The sequence below is a fragment of the Arthrobacter hankyongi genome (assembly GCF_022012395.1).
In the GTDB taxonomy this organism is placed as follows: Bacteria; Actinomycetota; Actinomycetes; order Actinomycetales; family Micrococcaceae; genus Crystallibacter; species Crystallibacter hankyongi.
Genome location: NZ_JAKLTQ010000010.1, coordinates 98,716 through 118,191, shown reverse-complemented (window position 1 = coordinate 118,191; position 19,476 = coordinate 98,716). Strand labels below are relative to the sequence as shown.

The window sequence follows — 19,476 nt, the reverse complement described above, 5'->3', positions numbered from 1 at the left end:
GAAAGGACCCACCATGACCACCGAAACGACCACCCCCCTCGTCACCGATGCCGAGATCGAGGCAGGCCGGCAGGCCTGGCTGCTCGACCGTGCCCACGTGTTCCACTCCTGGTCGGCCCAGGACCAGATCAAACCGATGACCGTGCTGCGCGCCGAGGGCTCCCACATCTGGGACGGGGAGGGCAACCGGCTGCTGGACTTCTCCTCGCAGCTGGTGAACACCAACATCGGCCACCAGCATCCGAAGGTGGTGGCCGCGATCCAGGAGCAGGCGGCGAAGCTGTGCACCATCGCCCCGCAGCACGTCAACGACGCCCGCTCCGAGGCCGCCCGCCTGATCGCCGGCATCACCCCCGGGGACCTGAACCACGTCTTCTTCACCAACGGGGGCGCGGACGCGGTGGAGCACGCGATCCGGATGGCCCGGCTGCACACCGGCCGGCAGAAGGTCCTCTCCGCGTACCGCAGCTACCACGGCGGTACCCAGCTGGCGGTCAACGTCACCGGCGACCCGCGGCGCTTCCCCAACGACTACTCCTCCGAGGGTGTCGTGCACTTCATGCCTGCGTACCCGTACCGCTCCTACTTCGGCTCGACCACCGAGGCAGAGGAGACCGAGCGGGCCCTGCGGCACCTCGAGGACATGATCGTGCTCGAGGGACCGCAGAACATCGCCGCGCTGATCCTGGAAACCGTCCCGGGCACCGCCGGCATCTACGTCCCGCCGGCCGGCTACCTGCAGGGCGTGCGGGAACTGACCCGAAAATACGGGATCGTCTACATTGCCGACGAGGTCATGGCCGGGTTCGGCCGCACCGGCCGGTGGTTCGCCGTCGAGCACTGGGACGTGGTCCCGGATCTGCTCACCTTTGCCAAGGGCGTGAACTCCGGCTACGTGCCCCTGGGCGGGGTGGCCGTCAGCGAGGCCATCTTCGACACCTTCCGCGAGCGGGTGTATCCGGGCGGACTGACCTACTCCGGCCACCCGCTGGCCTGCGCGGCCGCGGTGGCAACCATCAACGCGATGCGTGACGACAAGATGGTGGAAAACGCAGCCAGGCTCGGCGAAGAAGTGATCGGACCCCGGCTGCGCGAAATCGCCGCGCGCCACCCCTCGGTCGGCGAAGTCCGCGGCCTGGGCTGCTTCTGGTCCGTAGAACTGGTCAAGGACCGTGCCACCCGCGAGCCGCTGGCAGCCTACGGAGGATCCTCCCCCGCGATGAACGAGTTGGTCGCGGAACTGAAGGCCGGAGGCCTGATGCCGTTCGCCAACTTCAACCGGATCCACGTCGTCCCCCCGCTCAACACCTCCGATGCGGACGTCCTCCACGGCCTGGAAATCCTCGACGCCGCCTTGGACGCCGCCGACAGGCACACGAACTAGCTCCCACCAGGCGGGAGCCTGCCGCGGCAGGCTCCCGTTCCTGCCATCCGGCGACACCATGGCAAGGCCTGCCCCTTGAAGCACGAATTCGCCGCCGCGGGCACTCCTCCCGGCGGCCGCCCGAATCTCGACGCAAGCGGACGCCCGAAAGCCGGCTCTTGAACCGGTTCTTACCGCAGCGGGCCGTCTCGTGCGGGCCGATGCCGGTTCCAAGGGGCCGGTCCCCATGATCGGCTGCTGCACGCACTTGGCAACGGACACGCCTGGTATCGAGCCGGACGTATCCATGCCATCGGCATGCGGTCACCGTACCCAAGGTACCTTCACGGGATCTGATCCGGCACTGAACTCCTCTGACGCAGAAACAACGTTCCATGACACACCCCCTTCGCATAGTCACCCTCAAAGCAGCTGCCGGAACCGGCTGGAATGCCTTCCAGGAACAGCTGGACACCGCCTATGAAGAAGTCCGGTCCCTGGCCGTATCCGGCAGACGGCACGGGATACTCGTCACCCGGCACAGCCGCGATACGTATACCGTCTCCGTCAGTCCCGAGGTTCCCTACGGTATGACCTATGAGCGAGACGAGGCGGGTACCCACTAAGGAATACCCGCCCTGCCACACCTCGCACTCGAAGACCTGGCGGCTCCTGAACGGCGCCGCCGGAGACGGATGCCTCCGCCAAGGGCAACGCCGGCACTGCCCCCTGCCCGGTGCCCCCAGACGTCCGTTCCGCCGGTTATCACCGGCAGCCGCGCCGGATCCGGACCCCCCCCTGCAGGGTGCGGATCCGGTGCGACCAACACGCTGTTTTCACGAAGATGCGGCGCCCCGCTGCCGCGCCAGCCTGTCCGTCACCGGACCCTTCGGGGTGCGTTCCGGCCCGGACAGCACCATGGCCCCGGCATCCCAGCACCTGGAGGGCATGGGCTGCCCGGAGCCGCCCCCACCTCTGCCCCGGGCGGCCCACGCCCTCCGACAAATGCCGTCAAAACGTACATCCTTCACCGGGGCACCCCCGGCAACCCGCAGAAAGGCCATGGCACCATGACAGACATCACCGGCAGCGCTGCCGACTCCGCCGCCCTCCAACACGGCGACCGTGTCGACGTCCACGGGAATGGATATATTTACTGCAGCGGCTACGTGGAGGACACCCTGCCGCAATTCAACGTTGTGTGGGTCCGCGACCTGCGGACAGGGGAACGCAGAATGCTCTTCACCAACGAGTGCCGCATCATCCGGAACGTGACCTGATTCAGTCAGATGCAGGCTTCGACCTCAGGGTTGACCTGTTCGGCGGTCTGCTGCACGGTGCGGTGAAACTGCTCAGGATTCCGCCCAGGTCCGGGCCTGTCCCCTGCGCCAGTTCCAACACCTGCACCGTACGTCCAGCAGGTACCGACAGATGTTGGCAGCGGCAACCACTACAGCTGTTGTCACAGTTTCCTCCCGGTAACAGGTTCCGACGGACCGCCCGGGCGACATAGTCGCGGTTATCGGCGCCTAAACAACGGGGGTAGAAGTAGCCGAAGTCACATACTCCCGTCCCATCAATACCCGTGCATACCAGCTAGTGCGGTGGCCGGATAGGTTGGCGGTGTTTCATGCTGCTGTGGCCTCGTGCCGGCCCCAGCGGTGGTGTTTTTCGCTGCGGACCCGGGTGCGTTCGCGGCGTTCGGCCTCGAGGATCTCGGGAGTCCGGGCGTGGGTGTTGCGCCAGTTCAGGTACTCGTGAAGTTTGCGGGTCTGCACCGTGTGGTTGGGGTGGACGGAGTTGGCCAGGGTGAACTGGCGCAGCACCCCGAAGTGGGCCTCGATCGGGTTGGCCCAGGACGCGTAGGTCGGGGTGAAGCACAGCCGCACGGCGTGGGATTCCGCCCAGTGCCGGATGGCCGGGGCCTTGTGCGCCGAGAGGTTGTCCAGGATCACGAAGACCGGCTGCCCGTCCGGGACCGAGGCCCGGATGCTCTTGAGCGCGGCGAGGCTGTTCCCGGTGCCCTTGCGGCAGCGGTTGACGCCCCACAGGGTGTCTGAGCCGACCGAGTAGCAGCCGTGGAAGTACCTCACGCCCGCGGTGCGGTGGTAATTTGCCGGGATCCGCTGCGGTTTGCCTGCCGGAGCCCAGCCGGACCCGGCCGTGGGGCGGATGCCCAGGGGTCCGAACTCATCGAACGCGAAGGTGCGGTCCGGGTGGTTTTCCACCACGTCCTCGATCACCTGAAGTTTGGCCTCGTACTCGGGGTCCGGCGATTCCTTCCAGGTGGCGGTGCGTTGGAAGCTGATCCCGTGCCGGTGCAGCAGGGCCCGCAGGGCCTCCCGCCCGATCCGGACCGGGTGCGGGCAGGCGGCCAGCCAGCCGGCCAGCTTGCGCAGCGACCAGCGGGTGAACGGCAGCCCCAGGGCACCGGGACGGATGGCGGCCGTCGCGGCGATGAACTCCTCGTCGCCGTCGGTGAGCAGGCGGGGACGGCCTCCCGCCCACTCAGGGTCCAGGCAGTCCAGCCCGATCTCGTTGAAGCGGCGGATCACCTGGCGCACCGTGTCCTCGTCGGCGGCCAGCAGTCGGGCGATCACCGGCACCGTGTTCCCGCCGGCCGAGGCCAGGATCATCGTGGCCCGCCGCCACCGCACCACGTTCCCGCCCTGGCCCGGGCCGCCGCGGCGCACGATCCGCTGCAGCCGCCGGCCTTCCTCCGGCGTCAGGCGCCGGACCTTCACACGTTCAGCCATGCCACCAGCGTGGCACCGGCCTCAAACCCTGTGAACCTTCGCGGTCACCGCACTAGCCAGCGGTAGTTGTGCCCAGTCAGCGCCGGGTTCGGCCCCGGTGGGCGTTCCCACCGGCCTCAGGGCCGTGGTCCACGGATGGCACGAGGCATCGTGAACTCCGGTGAAGGCGTGACAAGCGGTCGACGCACCCGTTTGATGCCGGACATTGGCGTGCCCCGACGCGTAAACGTCGGGGGCACACCGTAAATCGTTCGTTCATCCCGGAGGACCCTGTGCGGTACCAGTCCGGTGGTCTTTACATCTAGCCTATTTGTCCTTGTCGGACGCCCGTTCCGGGTTGAAAATGTGCCTGTGGCCGCCTGCCGACGCCGTCCACCTATGGTCTTCCTGAGGCCGTCATCTAGCCGGGCGCCGGGAGCCGCCTGCGGGCCCTTCATTGTTGCGGCACCCGTTGCCGAGCACGCGGATTAGATTCCGTTTTCCCCTCCGGCCCCCTGGGGCGGCCACGCCGTAAACCCATGATGCAGGCAGTGAGGAGAGGGACAGGACCATGCTGGCCGAATCCCAGGATGAGGAACGGCTCATCGCCCGGGTCGCCGCCATCGATATCGGCAAGGCCGAACTGGTGTGCTGCGTCCGGATTCCCGGCCCGGGGAACACGCGACGACGTTTGCAGGAGGTGAGCACGCACTCGACGATGACCCGGTCCCTGGCGGAACTGGCCAACCATTTGGTGGACCTGGGCATCGAGCGGGTGGTGATGGAGGCGACCAGCGACTACTGGAAGCCGGTGTTCTACCTGCTGGAGGCCCACGGGCTGCAGCCCTGGCTGGTCAACGCCCGGGACGTGAAGCACCTGCCGGGCCGGCCCAAGACCGACGTGCTGGACGCGGTCTGGCTCTGCAAGGTCGCCGAGCGGCAGATGCTCCGGCCCAGCTTCGTCCCGCCGGCCCCGGTCCGCCGGCTGCGGGACCTGACCCGCTACCGGGCCGACCTGGTCGGGGAACGCACCGCGGAGAAGAACCGGGTCGAAAAGCTGCTCGAGGACGCCTGCATCAAGCTCTCATCCGTGGCCTCGGACATCTTCGGAGTCTCCGGACGGGAGATGATGGCCGCGCTGATCGCCGGGGAGAGGAACCCGACGGTGCTCGCACAGCTGGCCAGGTCGAGGATGCGCACCAGGATCGGTGCCCTGGAGGAAGCCTTCACCGGGCACTTCGATGACCACCACGCGTTCCTGCTGGGGCGCATGCTGGCCCGGATCGACGGCATCGACGCCGACATCGCCGCCGTGGGCGACCGGATCGGGGCCCAGCTGGCCCCTTTCTCGGCAGCGGCGGCACGCCTGGATGAGATACCCGGCATCGGGCCGGTCGCCGCCGCGGCCATCATCGCCGAGGTCGGCACCGACATGTCCCGGTTCCCGAGCCCCGGACACCTATGCTCCTGGGCGAAGTTCTCCCCGGGGATCAAGTCCTCCGCCGGGCGGAACAAGGGCAACGGCTCCACCGGGCACGGCAACCGCTACCTGGCCCGAACCCTGGGCGAAGCCGCGGCCGGGGCCGGCAAAACCAATACCTTCCTCGGCGAACGCTCCCGGCGCCTGGCCAGACGGCGGGGCAAACAACGCGCCATCGTGGCCGTGGGACGCTCCATCCTCGTCATCGTCTGGCACCTGCTGGCCAATCCCGAAACCCGCTACCGCGACCTCGGTCCCGACCACTTCACCCGCAGCACCGACCCCGACACCAAAAAACGCAACCACGTGCGCCAGCTCGAAGCCCTCGGCTACGCCGTCACCCTCACCCCGGCCGCCTAATCCCATAGGCATCCCGACCGGCACACCAACCCACCCCGCCGGCCATCCACCCCTGCCCACCAACCGGCAGGTCACCTCATTTTCGGATTAGGCAGACGGAAGTCGGCTCAGCCGTTTCGCCGTTGCAGTTCCGCTTCCTTCTTGCCCCAGGCTCCTCCGAGCAAGGTTACGCAGACGATCGAGATCAGGCAGATAACGGCCAAGTAGCCTGCGACGCTCGTCCACTGGCCGGTCGCACCATAGATAGCCGTCGCAATCATTGGGGCGAACGCCGGGCCGGCGATCTGTGCGATGGTGTATCCGACAGAGCTGCCGGTGTAGCGGATGCGTTCCGGGAAGAGCGTCGTGAACAATGGGCCGGTCACGGCCGAGGTGAGCGGCATGGCGATGCCCTGGATGAGGACGATCGCAATAATGAAGGCCACGCTCATGCCCGTGTTGACGAGCAGGAAGGCCGGGACAATCATGACGAGCAGCAGGACCGCGCCGATCATATATACCGTCTTGCGTCCGATGTAGTCGGAGAGCAGGCCAAAAACGGGGTGGACTGCGGCGCAGATCGCAGAAGCTATCGCGACGCCCAGCAGCGTCATTGTGCGGTCGAGGTGGGCAGTGTTCGCGCCGTAGCTGACCAGATAGGTGAGGGCCACGTAAGCCATGACACCCTGGCTTAGGTAGGTTCCTGCGACCAGCAGGATCTGCTTCCAATGAGTCCGCCATGCTTCAATGAATGGCACCTTGACAACAGCTTCCTTCTTGACTGCGGCAGCGAATTCAGGGCTCTCGTCGAGTGTGGTCCGCACGATGAGTCCGACGCCTACCAGCAGGATGCTAAGCAGGAACGGCACCCGCCAGCCCCACGAGAAGTAGTCTGCATCGGGCAGGGATGACGTGGCCATGAACACCACTGCCGCGAGGGTCACTCCGGACGGTGCGCCCATCTGCGCGAATGTTCCATACAGCCCCTTGCGGCCGGGCGGTGCGTGCTCGACGCTCATCAGCGTAGCCCCGCCCCATTCGCCGCCGACCATGAATCCCTGGATGAAGCGCAGGACGACCAGCAGCACGACTGCCGTCTCGCCGAGCAGGCTGTACCCGGGCAGCAGGCCCATCAGGAAAGTGCAGGATCCCATGCCGATCAGGGTGATGACGAGCATCTTCTTTCGCCCTACTCTGTCCCCGAAGTGGCCGAAGACGATGCCTCCCAGCGGGCGGGCCAGAAACCCGATGCCGAAGGTCGCAAAGGCCAGCAGTGCCGCGACCAGGGGGGTTTGGGCCGGGAAGAAGACTTTCGGGAAAACGAGCGCCGCGGTCAGCCCGTAAAGCATGAAATCGTAATACTCGATCGTGGTGCCGACGAGGCTGCCGAGTGCGGTGCGGCGGGCCTTGCTCCGCGGTGAGGCCGATGATACGGCCTGTGTGGTTAGTGCTTCACTTGTTCTAGCCATGATCACTCCTTCGTGACGTGATGAGGTTGGCGTTGGAAGCCGGTGTAGGAGGGAAGGGACGAGGGGCTCTGATTTGTGACCAGCCACTGGTCCCAAATCGGCTTCGTAGTTTGGTTGCGGCGGCCAGCGGCAATTGGCCGCACCTACGCCTTTTCCGCTCGGCGATGATTGACAGCGTTCCCAGACCCGCGGCCTCTGCGGTGTTCCGTCTCGCTGATAAGTTCCGGTTCATGGGCGTTTACCTTTGGGACTTATTGCCGCTCTGCGGCTGTCTGCAGTACGGAGATTGCCGATGGAACCCTTCGAAATCTGCCGGCGGGAATGGGAGCGGGGCTGCGTGGGAGTTAGACCATCTCGATCCCGCCGTCGATCATGACGACCTGCCCGGTCATGTAGTCGGAATCATTGCCGGCGAGGTAAATCCCGGTGGGCAAGAGATCGGCCGGCACCGCGGTGCGGCCTATGGGGATGGTTTCGCCGTACTTGTCAAACAGCGCACTACGTGCGGCCCGGGTGGATGCCTGGGCGTCCCACAAGGCGGTATCCACGATGCCGGGAGCGAATCCATTGACCGTGATGCGATGTTCTGCCAAGGACCGCGCCCCTGATTGGACGAGCGCGTGGACGGCGAACTTGGAGGCAGCGTACGCTGCGAAGTTCGCATTTGCCCGACGGGAAGCAACAGAGCACGTATTGACGATCTTGCCGCTCCGCCCGTCCTGCATGAATATCCGGGCCGCCTCCTGCATGCCGATGACGACTCCCAGCACGTTCACTTCGTGCAGCCTGCGGAAATCCTCGGCGCTGGTTTCCAAGAACGGGCTGTTGAACGTGATTCCGGCGTTATTGAACACGGCATCCAACCGGCCGAAGGAATCGCGCACTGTCGAAAACGCATCCCTGACCGCCAATTGGTCGGTCACGTCAGCCGGCACCGCGATGCAGGAGCCGCCAGCTTCAGCTATGTCGGAGGCGACCTGTTGTGCTGGTTCAAGGTCCCGGTCCAGGACTCCAACCGAAGCCCCTTCGGCCGCGAATCCTGCGGCGAAACAGGCCCCAATACCGGAGCCGGCCCCGGTCACGATAATGGTCCGCCCTTCCAAACGCCGGCTCATTTCCCTGCCCCGATTCCACGGGTGGAGGCAAATGGATTGGCTTCAGTAGAGACCGCCGGCCGGGAGAGGTTTTGCGCGGGAGAAACCCCGTCCATCCATCGCAGCCTGTACGCGTCATTGCTTTGTGACATGTTCAACACAATAAACGACAAACGTTACAACGTCAACGAAACAATACAATGTTTTGAGCGGTATGCTCACTGCTATGCCCCATCACAATGACGAATCCCGGGTTTCGCAGGCCATTGCAGCGATCCGCCACGACATTCTGGTGGGCATCTGGAAGCCCGGGGAACGGCTGCCGTTGGTCCCCTTGGCGAAAAAGTACGACACCAGCACCACTGTCGTACGGGAGTCCCTCATGCAGATGTCGAGCAAGTATCTGGTGGCCAACGAGGCCAATCATGGTTTTTCGGTCCCCTACCTCTCGATCGGGAACCTGGCGGACCTGAACAGGGTGCGCTGTCATTGCGAGGACCTTGCGCTGCGCATGTCTTTCGAACGCGGCGATCTGATGTGGGAATCCGACGTTGTCGCCGCACACCACCGGCTGCAGCAGACCCCGCGGTGGGGTGCGGGCGACCACCGTGGCATATCGGATGCCTGGCTGGAAGGGGCTAAGGATTTTCACCGGACCCTGATTTCGGCCTGCGGCGTAACCATCCTGACCGATCTTGCCGATGCCTTGGAGGACGCCACATCGCTCTACAGGCTCTGGTCGAGGGAATCGGCCGATACGGTTACCCGCAACCTGGCTGACGAGCACGACGGGATTGTCCAGGCCGTGGTGGCCAAGGATGCGGACCGCGCCGTGGGCTTGCTCCGCAGGCACTACGAGGCCTCGGTGAAACTGATTCTTGACGCCGGACTCCTGCCCGAGGCTGAAAGGCCCGAGCCCCGGAGGGCAGCTGCGGGCCGGACAGTCCGGGGGGCTTACTAGTCGCCGGCCGGGCGGGCGGTCATCCGTCACCGCCGGTGCAGCCTGGGACGACAGCTTGGCGGATTCAGTCCTCGGGGCCGTAAAAGTTTTCCTTGGCGGGATTCCGCGGTGCCTTCCTGAAGGTGTTGCTGCCGGCGGACAGCCGGCAGGCAACACCTTCAGGAATCAGCGGAGCAGGTTTTGCGGCCGGCGCACCACGGGGGCGATGCCGTGCTGGCGGAATTCCTCGGGGCGGTAGGAGCTCCACATGTTCCACCAGTTCTCGTCGGCACCCCAGATGACCGGGTCGCGGTTGTCGTCGTAGATCTGCTCCAGGTCGGTGTAGAGCTCAACGACCGCGCCGGAGGTCTCGACGTAGTAGGCGGCGATGTTGTGGCCGGCCCCGTGGCGTACCGGGCCCCAGATCAGGTCGCGCCCCAGCTTGTGCAGTCGGTCGCCGAGCTTGCCCAGGTCCGCGATGGACTGGGCCTGCCAGGCGTGGTGGTGCAGCGTGCCTCGGCCCTTGACCAGGGCGATGCCGTGGTGGTCAGGGTTGCAGCGCATGAAGTAGGCGAAGTCGTCCCCGATCACGTCCGAGAGCCGGAAGTCCAGCACCCGGTGGAGGAACTTCATCATCCCGGTCACGTCGCGGGGGTGGATGTTGATGTGGCCGTAGCGGTCCGGGCCGAAGGACTTCAGTGCGGCGGTGTCGGTCTGCATGCCAATGTAGATTTCGAAGACGAAGTCCTCGGGGCCGACAAAGGAGAATCCGTCCTGGATTCCGGCCCCGCGCGGGGTGTTGCTGACGATGTGGAATCCTTCGGCGTCGACGCGCCTGCGGATTTCCCGCAGGGCATCGCCGTCCCGGGCCACGAGGCCGAAGCTGTCGACGCCGTCGATGTCCGATTCCACGTACACCAGTTCGTGGTGCACGTCGCCGGCGGACAGGTAGACCGTTCCGTCGGTGCGTTCTGTTTCGCGCAGGCCCAGGATTTGGGTGGCGTCGAACACCGAGCCCTGGAGGTTGGTGGTCTGGAGGCCGACATGGCCCATTTCGCTGATCAGTCCCCAAGACATGGGAGTCTCCTGTTCGTCGTCGTGTGCTGTTTAGCGGGTGTTGTGGTGGATGGCGGGTCAGGTCCGGCAGTCGAGCAGGATCTTGCCGATGTGTCCCCCGGCCTCGAAGTACTCGTGGGCCGCGGCCACGTCGGAGAGCCCGAAGACCCGGTCGGTGGGTGTTCTGATGGCCCCGGCTTCGAGCAGCGGCCAGACGGTGGTGTGCGTTTCGTGCATGATCTCCGCCTTCTGCCCGGCTGGCCGGTCGCGGAGCAGCGTGCCCGTGATCGTGGCCTTCTTCTTCATGAGGGCGGCAAAGTCCAGTGTGCCTTCGGCTCCGCCCTGCCGGCCGATGGTGATGATCCGTCCGAACGGTGCCAGTGCCCGGAGGTTGGCCGGCAGGTAGGGGCCCGCCACCGTGTCCAGGACGATGTCGGCTCCCCCGGCGGCCTCCAGGATTTCCCCGAAGTCCTGCTCCCGGTAGTTGATCAGGATGTCCGCGCCCAGCTGCCGCGCGGTGTCGAGTTTCTCCGGCGTGGAGGCGGTGACCGCGACCCGGCCGCCCAGGGCCTTGATTAACTGGATGCCGAAGGTTCCGATTCCTCCGGTCGCGCCGTGGATAAGGACGGTTTCTCCCGGACGGAACTGCCCGAGCATGCAGATGTTGGCGACCAAGGTCGCCGCGACCTCGGGGATCCCCCCGGCTTCGAGAAGGCCGGTGGCCTGCGGTGCGGGCAGGACCTGCCCGGCAGGTACCGCGACTTTCGTCGCGTATCCGCCGGAAGCCAACAGCGCCACGACCTTATCACCGATGGTGAAGCCGCCGGTCCCTGGTCCAAGCTGCGCTACCGTCCCGGAGACCTCCATGCCGAAAATGTCGCTGGCACCGGGCGGGAGGTTGTACCGTCCCCGGCGTTGCAGGGCGTCGGCACGGTTCAGTCCGGCCGCCGTGACGTCGATGAGCACTTCACCGGGTCCGGCGACGGGATCGGGTAGTTCTTCAACGGCCAGGGTCTCCGGGCCGCCGGCGTGGCGGAAGCGTACGGCGCGCATGCTCAGGCCCCCACGAGCTGGGCGGCCGCCTGCCGCGGAAGGTCGGGCAGCAGCGTCCCCAACCGGGCCAGCACAGCGTGCTCGTCCGTGGTGTCCGCCGCGGCGGCGACGTATCGGTCCGGACGTACCACCAGGGAGCTGCCTGGCGGGATCGCCGCGAAGGCTCCGTCGGCGTCCGTCACGTGGACCTGGCCGCCGGAATCGGGGGCGGAGCCGAAGGGAACGATGCTCAACCGTCCCCCTGCCTGGAACCGTAGCATCGCCCAACCCGCGCCCAGGATCCGGTCCAGCGGCAGGACACCGCCGTCGCCGGTCCGGACGTTCGGCTGCGGCAGCGAAGCGCCGACGAGGCCGGCGGCAGCCGCAGGGACACTGGCTGCAGGTTTGAGCACGCAGCCGTGGGTGTAGTGGGGCTGTTTGAGGAATTTCATGGCGGTGAGCCAGTTCTTGGCCGCGGGCATGATGCCCAGGGCGGTGACCGCGGTGTCGCGCAGGGCGGTCAGGGTCGGGTTGGTGCCCATGACGACGGTGCCGATGCGCTGGGACAGGCGCACCATGTCCACCGCGTGCGGGCGCCGTTCGGCCTGGTAGGTGTCCACCAGGGCCTCGGTGCCGGTGCCATTGACGTTGGCGGCGATTTTCCAGGCCAGGTTGGCCACGTCGCGCATCCCGGCGTTCAGGGCCTGGCCGGCGAACGGGGGCATCATGTGCGCGGCGTCCCCGGCCAGCAGCACGTGCCCGGCCCGGTAGTTCAGTGCCACCCGCTGGTGGGCCACGTAGACCGCGGAGCGGCGGATGTCGGCGGCGGTGATCCTCTGGAACGGGGCGGTCAGGGCGATGATCGAGTCCGGGGCGGTGACGGTGCGGGCGTCCTCGCCGGGCAGCAGCATGAACTCGTAGCGGCGCCGGCCCTTGACCCCGGGCACCACGACCGCCGGGCGGGTGGCGTTGCAGTGGAACTCGGCGAACTTTTCCGGCTCGCCCGGCGTGTTGACAATGTCCACCACGATCCACTTCTGCACCTGGGTGGAGCCTTCCATCGGGATGCCCAGCTGGGCCCGGACCGGGCTGCGCCCGCCGTCGCAGGCGATCACCCACCGGGCGCGGACCGTGTGCCGGCCGGCTGCGTCGATGACCACGGTGTCCGCGTGCTCGGGTGCGTCGCTGATGCCGAAGGCCTCGGTGTTGAAGCGGAGGTCGATCAGGTCCCGTTCCCGGGCCGCTGCCAGCAGCAGGGCTTCGAGGACCGGCTGGTCGAACTGGGACTTGCCGGGCTGGCCCAGCCGCCGGCCGCCGGGGCGGACCTGGGCCAGCAGCTGGCCGCGGCGCCCGTAGTAGCGGGCGCCGGTGTCCGGCAGCACGTCCTGGAGGAACTCCTCCAGGATGCCGATCTGGGCCAGGATCCGCAGCGATTCGTCGGTGATGCTGATCGCGCGCGGTTCGTCGGAGGTGCCGGCGCGCTTCTCGACCACGGTGACGCGCACGCCCTGGTCGGCCAGCAGGCAGGCCGCGGCCAGGCCGACGGGCCCGGCCCCGACCACCAGTACGTCGGTCTCGATGAGGTTGTCCATCAACCAGTCCTTCCTGGGCTCTTCCGGCCGCGCTTAGCGTTCGCGTTCGACGGTGTTGGCCAGGGTGCCCAGGCCGGTGATTTCGACCTCGACGACGTCGCCGTCGGCCAGCAGGCCGCCCTCGCCCCAGAACAGGCCCACGCCGCCGGGGGTGCCGGTGACGATCACGTCGCCCGGGGAGAGCCGGGTGAAGCCGGTGACGTAGGCGATCAGCTGCGGGATGGGGAAGTACAGGTCGGCCACCGAGGCCTTCTGCCGGGTTTCGCCGTTGACCCGGGTCTCCAGGGTGAGCCTGTTAACGCCGCCCAGGTCCGCGGCCGGGACCAGGTAGGGGCCGAAGGCGCCGGTGGAGGGGAAGTTCTTGCCCGGGATCCACTGGCTGGCGGCCTTCTGCCAGTCCCGGACCGAGAAGTCGTTGTAGGCCCCGTAGCCGGCGATGTAGTCCCAGGCCTCCTCCTCGGCCACGTGCCAGGCCTCCCGGCCGATGACCAGGGCCATTTCGCCCTCGTAGTCGAACTTCGTGGTGCTGGCCGGCATCACCGCCGGGGCCCGGTGGCCCATCTGGGTATCGGCAAACCGGGTGAAGACCGTGGGCGCGGTCTGCCCGGTCTTGCCCGACTCCTCCTGGTGGGTCCTGTAGTTCACCCCGATGCAGATGATCTTGCCCGGATCGGTGATCGCCGGCAGGAACCCGATCCCGTCCTCCGGCCGCGCCGGGGCGGCCTGGTACTGCCCGGCGGTGACGGCGCCGAACAGGCCCTGCTCCACGGCCGCCCGCAGGCTCGGGGCCAGGCCGGCGCCCGACGGGCCGAGGTCAAACGCCCGCCCCTCCTCGATGACGCCCCAGGTGGCGGACCCGTCCGCGGCAGTGAAAGATGCGTATTTCATGATGGTGTTTCCTTTCGTCACGGCGGATGCCCGCTGCAGGACCGGGATTGGGTTTGCCAGCTGCGCCGGCACGATTGCCTACGCTGTGGGGCTGGCCACAACCCTAAACTCAAAATAGAATACTAGTCAAGGAAAAAAATACTATTTGTAATTTTGTAGACTATAGAGGGAAGCGCCCAGGAAAAGAACGGCACAGAGGGAGGACCGATGGTGAAAGCGGGACCGCGGATCGTGGATAAGATCCGCGCCGGAATCCTTCGAGGTGACTGGCGGCCGGGCGAGAAGCTCCAGCCGGTGGCGATGGCGGAGCGCCTGGGCACCAGCAGCACCGTGGTGCGCGAGGCCCTGACCCGGCTGGCCGGCGACGGGCTGGTCGTCACAAGGCCGAACCGCGGGTTTTTTGTCCGCGAGCTGAATCTCCGTGAGTTGGCCGACCTCACCGAACTGCGTTGCGTCACCGAGGAGCTCGCCACCCGGCTGGCGCTGGAACGGGGGGACGTCGTCTGGGAGTCCGAGCTCACTGCAGCCCACCACCAGCTGGCCCGCACGCCGCGCCGCAGCCCCGAGGATCCGGCTCACGTCGACGCAGACTGGCAGAAGGCACACAAGGCATTCCACCTCAAGCTGCTCGAGGCCTGCGGGTGCCCGCCCATGGTCAAGCTGGCCTCCGATCTAGCCGACTCGACTGAGCTCTACCGCTGCTGGGCCGCACCGTACGTGAAGCCGAATGCCCGCGACGTGGAGGGCGAACACCGGGACATCCTCAACGCAGCCCTGGCACGCGATGCCGGGAAGCTTGCCGAACTGCTACGGTCGCACTACGAGGCAACGGTACGCGTGGTGCTGGAATCCGGGCTCGTCGAATCCCTCGCCGAAACGCAGGAAGCCTCCTAGCTAGGCCAGGACGCGTTTCCCCGCCCGTTTATCGAACTGACTACAGGGGAATGGCGGTGGGCACGGACCGGCGCCGGGACAACCAGCCCTTTCCTTTCTGCCGCAGCCTGACCACCTCGTCGTCCGTGTGCCCAAACAGCCGCTGGCGCTCGGGCCTGCTCAGCGGACGCCGCTGCGGGCGTCCCCGGCCCAAGCACTTCGAGCTGCGTCCGTACCGCAACAGCAAGGACACGCCCGCTTTTCCGGGAAGGGACTTCTGTTGGACAGGATCTGCCGAAAGGGAGCAGCCATTGGCCAAAAGAATCCCGATTTCCTGTGAAGCGGCGCGCCTTCCATTGGGCGTAGTTTGATGCTGGGCGCCGCCGGGGCGTCCGAAGTATCGAAGGAGGAGGAACCATGGCCTTTGGCGCCGGCATCAACACAGAGACCCGGACCAGCATCGAGGATCTCGTGGGCGAGTTCAACTGGCGGCTGGACCACGGGATTCCAGAGGGGTTCGCCAGCCTGTTTACGCGGGACGGCAGCTTTACCGCAGCAGGCAAAACCCATCAGGGCACCGAGCAGTTGCAGTGTTTCGCAGACAACCGGACCGCGCAGGACAAGGTCTCCCGGACCATCCTGGGCATCCACCGGCTCCAGTTGGTCTCGGCCGATGAGATCACCGGCAGGCTCGACTACATCCTGTTCATGGGGCCGCAGGAAGGGCCCAAGCCGGCGGATCCCGCCGCAGTGGGCGAGTACATCGACACCTACCGCCGCGAGGACGGCGTGTGGCGGATCGCGGCCCGGGAGTCCCGGCAGGTGTTCGCCCGGCCCAAGGCCTAAGGTCTGGGTCCGCCAGTGGGTTCGGGCACCAGCCCCATGTGCAGGGCGTAGGCGGTGGCGTCGGCCCGGCCACGGGCGCCGATCTTCCGGTACAGGTTGGTGATGTGCCGGCCGACGGTGTCGATGCTGATGACCAGCCGGGCCGCGATGGCCCGGCTGGTCATGCCGCTGCCGATCAGCCCGAGGATTTCGATCTCCCGCGGGGTCAGGCCGTCCGGGCGCGGCCCGGAGCGGATGGGCGCCTCCTCCGCGGCGGCCGCTTCCGCCAGCCCGGACAACACCGCCGGGACCTGGTCCAGGACCGCCGCCGGCGGCCACACCGTCCGGCCCGTGAGCACCATCCGTACCGCCCGTGGCAGGTCCGGCCCGCCGTGTGCCGTGGACCGTTTCGGGGAACAGGCCTCCACCCAATCGTGCAGGTCCAGTTCCTCCCGCAACGAGACCGCACACGCCGCGGCAGCGGCCGCCGCCTCCGTACAGCCCAGGGCCGTCAGGGAGTCGTGCAGTCCCTCCAGGCACCAGACCGCCCTGCCCTTGAGGCCCAGCTCCACGGTGAGCTGCAGGCTCTCGAAGTACCTGCCGGTGGCATCGGTCGCGCGGCCGGAGGCCATGTCCACCAGGGCTAACAGGTTCAGGTGCGCCGAGACCCGGAAGTGGTCGGCGACGGTGCGCATTTCCCGCAGCCCGTGCTCAAGCACCAGCTGTGCCTGCTGGTAGTTGCCGTCGTCGAGCAGCAGCCGGCCCAGCTGTTCCAGCGGCAGGCTCGCCGCCCCGGCGTCGCCCAGCGTCTGCAGGTCCGCGGCCGAGGATTCCAGGCAGCGCCGGGCGAACTCCTCCTCGCCGGGCACGTCCGCGGCGAAGGCGCCGAGCTGGCCGAGGGTGCGGGCCACCGACCACTCGTCGCCCAGTCCGCGGAACAGCCGCACCGCCTCTTCGGCGGCCTGCCGGGCGGCGGGCCAGCCGTCGACCTCCAGCGCCGCCGCGGCGAAGGCCGCCAGCGCCTCGGCAATCCTGGGTGCGTCCCCCGCCTGCCGCCAGAAGGCGACGGCGTCGGCCAGGTCCGAATAGGCACTGGTATACGAGGCGTGGTGGGCCAGGAGCCGGCCGCGGGTGCCTGCCAGCTTGGCCCGGGCGGGGAAATCCAGGCCGTCCGGCTCCCCGAGAGCTTCCACGGTGTGTATGCCCTCCTCGATCCGGCCGGAATGGACCCAGAACCGGCAGAGCAGGTCCACGATCCCGATCGCCTCGACGATGTCCTGCCGGCGCAGGCAGTCCGCGAAGTGCTCCAGGAGGTTCCCGTATTCTGCGGTGAACCAGCGCGAGGCCTCTTCCCAGGCGGGGCCGCGGGCAGCAGCGGCGGTGCTACACCTAGCGAGCACCGCCTGCCGGATCCGCTGTACGGCGGCACAGACCCTCTCGGATGCTGCCGCCTCCCGGAACAGCTCCTGGTAGAAGAGGTCCGTGCGGAAGCGGGTCCCGCCCGCGGGCTCGGCTTCGGGGGTCACGAGGGCCGCGTCGGCCAGGACGGAAAGCTCGTCCAGCGGGTCCCCGCCGCCGGGTAGCTGTGCGCAGCGCAGGGTCCGCAGCGAGCAGCCCTCGGGGAAGCGGGCCAGCACGGAGAGCACCTCAAGGGCGCCGGCCGGCAGTCCGTCCAGCCCGGCCTCCAGGCTCCGCCGCAGCGAACTGTGGCGGGAGGAACCCTCGGGATCTGCGGAGGCAGGACCCCGGACCGTGAGGAAGTCCAGCGGCCGTTCCAGCTCCCGCAGCTGTGCCTCGGCGGAGAGCACATTGGCGCGCAGCGCGGCGAGGTGGATGGCCAGGGGCAGGCCGCCGAGCCGGCGGCAGACGGCGATGGCGGCCGCGCAGGTTTCCCTGTCCGGGGTGAGGCTGCGGGCGGCGGAGGCCGCGCGGTCCAGGTACAGGGCCACGGCAGGCGCGCGCTCGAACCACTCGTCGTCCGGCATGCCGTGGCGCGGAAGCTCCGGCACGTCGAACGGACGCAGGCAGAACTGGCGTTCGGTCGGCAGGGCCAGGCGGCCGCGGGAGGTGGCCAGGATCCGCAGGGCCGGCCGGTCATCCAGCAGCGCGGACACCAGCGCGGGCACGGCGGCATCCCCGGGGGCCGTGTCCAGGACGATCAGCGGCCGCGCCCCGGCACCCTGCGCGTCCAGGCGCACACCAATGCGTTCGCGCAGCGCGTCCCCGGGCACGCCGTCGGGCGTGAACCAGTCCTGTTCGGTCCCGCCGGCGCGGGAGAGCACCCGGCGGGCCAGCACCGTCTTACCCACGCCGGCCGGACCTGTCACGGTCACCAGCCGCGCCGACTCCAGCAGGGCCAGAACCTCGTCCGCCTCCACGCCACGTCCCCGCACGGGCCACTCCATGTCCGTTCACCGCCTTCAGTCGGGGCCACCCGGCGGCCCAGCACCCATCATGGTCCCTATCATGATGGGTGTCTGCGCAGGGGTACGCCAAAGATACGGAGTTCCAGTGATGTGGAGCGCGTCACATTTGCCGAACCATGGAGTAACCCGATCCACCCTTTCCAAGGAGAAGTTCCGTGACCACAGTCGCAGTGAAGCAGACATCGAACTGGCCGCAAGCGCCGCTGGAACGGCGGGCCCACGCCCTGGCCCAGGTGCAGAAGATCAGCGAACGCCTCGCGGCGGGCGTGGAGCAGGGCCAGCGGGAGGGCCGGCTGGCCGACGACGCTGTCGCCGCCCTGCGGGAGAGCGGCATCCTGGGCATCATGACCCCGGATGACCTGGGCGGCAACGTGGTCGATCCGCCCACGGCGTTCGAAATCATCGAGGCCATCGGCTACATCGATCCGAGCACCGCCTGGACCACCACGATCCTGCTCGAGGGCGCCGGCCAGCTGGCCACCCAGCTGGAGCCGGCCCAGGCCGCCGTCGTCTTCCGCGACCGGCTGCCGCTGAAGGCAGGTTCCCTCCGCCCCGGCTCTGCGCAGCGCGTCGACGGCGGCTACCGGGTGGCCGGCCAGTGGGACTTCGTCAGCGGCATCCATCACGCCGACTTCGTTTCGGCGTCGTTCCTGGTCGACGACGCGGACGGCGGCACTGAGCGGCGGATGGCCCTGATCCCCGTCGCCGAGGTCGAGGTGCTGGACACCTGGCACGTCCTGGGCATGAAGGCCACCGGATCCACGACCTTCCGTGCCGACGAGGTCTTCGTCTCCGATGCGATGGTGTTCAACCCGCTGGGTCCGGTCAAGCGCAGCGACACCCCGCTGGCGCGCCTGGGCATGGTGCCCTACGTACTGCAGATGCACATGGGCATGGTCCTGGGAGCCGGACGCCGGGCCCTGGACGAAATCACCCGGATGGCACCGACCAAGCGCCGCGGCAGCCGCATTAACATCGGCGCGGCCACCAGCCTGGCCGACTCGTCCTGGTTCCAGCGCGAACTGGGGGAGCTGGATGCCGCCCTGCGCGCGGCCCGCGCCCTCGGGCTGGAGGCCACTGGGCGGGTCCGAGACCAGCTCGCCGCCGGCGGTGCCATGGACCTGGAGCTGCAGGACTACATGCAGACCGCCTCCTCCCACGCCGGTCAGACGGCCCAGCGGGTGATCACCCGGGCCTTCCGGCATGCCGGCGCGGAGGCCATCATGGAAACCGGCGTGCTGCCCCGCCTACTGCGCGACATCAACACGATCCTGGCCCACGGGGTGCTCGGCGAGGTCGGCTTCGAGCTCCACGGCGAATTCATCCTGGGGCTGCAGACGCCCGAGAACCGCCGGATGATCTAG

The 19,476-nt window shown here is 67.7% G+C and carries 16 protein-coding genes; 8 read left to right on the top strand and 8 right to left on the bottom strand.

Translation table 11 applies throughout. The annotated features are described in order from the left end of the window. Nucleotides 1-13 precede the first annotated feature (13 nt). The 3 genes from LVY72_RS14255 (at nt 14) to LVY72_RS14245 (ending at nt 2,643) form a co-directional block, all read left to right on the top strand. Nucleotides 14-1,384 carry an aspartate aminotransferase family protein gene (locus LVY72_RS14255; RefSeq protein WP_237821993.1) on the top strand — a complete coding sequence of 457 codons (1,371 nt, stop codon included), beginning with the start codon at nt 14-16 and terminating at the stop codon, nt 1,382-1,384. 374 nt (nt 1,385-1,758) lie between these two features. Then, complete coding sequence (locus tag LVY72_RS14250; protein WP_237821991.1) at nt 1,759-1,989, top strand: hypothetical protein; 231 nt, start codon at nt 1,759-1,761, stop codon at nt 1,987-1,989. A 444-nt stretch (nt 1,990-2,433) separates the two neighbouring features. Next, nucleotides 2,434-2,643, top strand: coding sequence for a hypothetical protein (locus LVY72_RS14245; RefSeq protein WP_237821989.1), 210 nt, complete (start codon nt 2,434-2,436; stop codon nt 2,641-2,643). Nucleotides 2,644-2,991: 348 nt separating this feature from the next. On the opposite strand, the gene LVY72_RS14240 is transcribed toward LVY72_RS14245, so the two are convergent. After that, complete coding sequence (locus LVY72_RS14240; protein WP_237821987.1) at nt 2,992-4,119, bottom strand: IS630 family transposase; 1,128 nt, start codon at nt 4,117-4,119, stop codon at nt 2,992-2,994. 550 nt (nt 4,120-4,669) lie between these two features. Here LVY72_RS14240 and LVY72_RS14235 point away from each other — a divergent pair. Next, on the top strand, nt 4,670-5,938 hold the full coding sequence (locus LVY72_RS14235) for an IS110 family RNA-guided transposase (protein ID WP_237821986.1): 1,269 nt from the start codon (nt 4,670-4,672) through the stop codon (nt 5,936-5,938). Between the two features lie 107 nt (nt 5,939-6,045). Here the strand turns inward: LVY72_RS14235 and LVY72_RS14230 are convergent, their stop codons facing one another. Both LVY72_RS14230 and LVY72_RS14225 read right to left on the bottom strand, forming a co-directional pair. Continuing rightward, nucleotides 6,046-7,386 (bottom strand): MFS transporter, encoded by a 1,341-nt coding sequence (locus LVY72_RS14230; protein WP_237821983.1) that lies wholly within the window; start codon nt 7,384-7,386, stop codon nt 6,046-6,048. Nucleotides 7,387-7,730: 344 nt separating this feature from the next. Continuing rightward, nucleotides 7,731-8,501 carry an SDR family NAD(P)-dependent oxidoreductase gene (locus LVY72_RS14225; protein ID WP_237821981.1) on the bottom strand — a complete coding sequence of 257 codons (771 nt, stop codon included), beginning with the start codon at nt 8,499-8,501 and terminating at the stop codon, nt 7,731-7,733. Between the two features lie 205 nt (nt 8,502-8,706). On the opposite strand from LVY72_RS14225, the gene LVY72_RS14220 reads away from it, so the two are divergent. Continuing rightward, nucleotides 8,707-9,441 carry a GntR family transcriptional regulator gene (locus tag LVY72_RS14220; RefSeq protein ID WP_237821979.1) on the top strand — a complete coding sequence of 245 codons (735 nt, stop codon included), beginning with the start codon at nt 8,707-8,709 and terminating at the stop codon, nt 9,439-9,441. A gap of 165 nt (nt 9,442-9,606) precedes the next feature. Here LVY72_RS14220 and LVY72_RS14215 read toward each other — a convergent pair whose 3' ends face one another. From LVY72_RS14215 to LVY72_RS14200, 4 genes are read right to left on the bottom strand one after another with little or no spacing between them, the layout of a single operon-like run. Then, entirely contained in the window at nt 9,607-10,497 is an 891-nt protein-coding gene (locus LVY72_RS14215) for a VOC family protein (protein ID WP_237821977.1), read from the bottom strand. A gap of 57 nt (nt 10,498-10,554) precedes the next feature. Continuing rightward, a complete protein-coding gene (locus LVY72_RS14210; RefSeq protein ID WP_237821975.1) occupies nt 10,555-11,529 on the bottom strand; it encodes an NAD(P)H-quinone oxidoreductase in 975 nt (324 codons plus the stop codon). Nucleotides 11,530-11,531: 2 nt separating this feature from the next. Further along, the gene (locus tag LVY72_RS14205; RefSeq protein WP_237821973.1) at nt 11,532-13,100 is read right to left on the bottom strand and encodes a bifunctional 3-(3-hydroxy-phenyl)propionate/3-hydroxycinnamic acid hydroxylase; all 1,569 of its coding nucleotides are present in this window, start codon (nt 13,098-13,100) and stop codon (nt 11,532-11,534) included. A gap of 33 nt (nt 13,101-13,133) precedes the next feature. Continuing rightward, a complete protein-coding gene (locus tag LVY72_RS14200; RefSeq protein ID WP_237821971.1) occupies nt 13,134-13,988 on the bottom strand; it encodes a fumarylacetoacetate hydrolase family protein in 855 nt (284 codons plus the stop codon). 207 nt (nt 13,989-14,195) lie between these two features. Here LVY72_RS14200 and LVY72_RS14195 point away from each other — a divergent pair, with 207 nt between their 5' ends. Together LVY72_RS14195 and LVY72_RS14190 are read left to right on the top strand one after the other, a co-directional pair. Then, complete coding sequence (locus LVY72_RS14195) at nt 14,196-14,882, top strand: GntR family transcriptional regulator (protein ID WP_237821969.1); 687 nt, start codon at nt 14,196-14,198, stop codon at nt 14,880-14,882. 396 nt (nt 14,883-15,278) lie between these two features. Next, entirely contained in the window at nt 15,279-15,707 is a 429-nt protein-coding gene (locus tag LVY72_RS14190) for a nuclear transport factor 2 family protein (protein ID WP_237821967.1), read from the top strand. Here the strand turns inward: LVY72_RS14190 and LVY72_RS24740 are convergent. Further along, a complete protein-coding gene (locus LVY72_RS24740) occupies nt 15,704-18,079 on the bottom strand; it encodes a LuxR C-terminal-related transcriptional regulator (RefSeq protein ID WP_308190805.1) in 2,376 nt (791 codons plus the stop codon). The two genes, LVY72_RS14190 and LVY72_RS24740, sit on opposite strands and share 4 nt — an antisense overlap. 188 nt (nt 18,080-18,267) lie before the next feature. On the opposite strand from LVY72_RS24740, the gene LVY72_RS24735 reads away from it, so the two are divergent. After that, a complete protein-coding gene (locus LVY72_RS24735) occupies nt 18,268-19,476 on the top strand; it encodes an acyl-CoA dehydrogenase family protein (RefSeq protein WP_237821965.1) in 1,209 nt (402 codons plus the stop codon).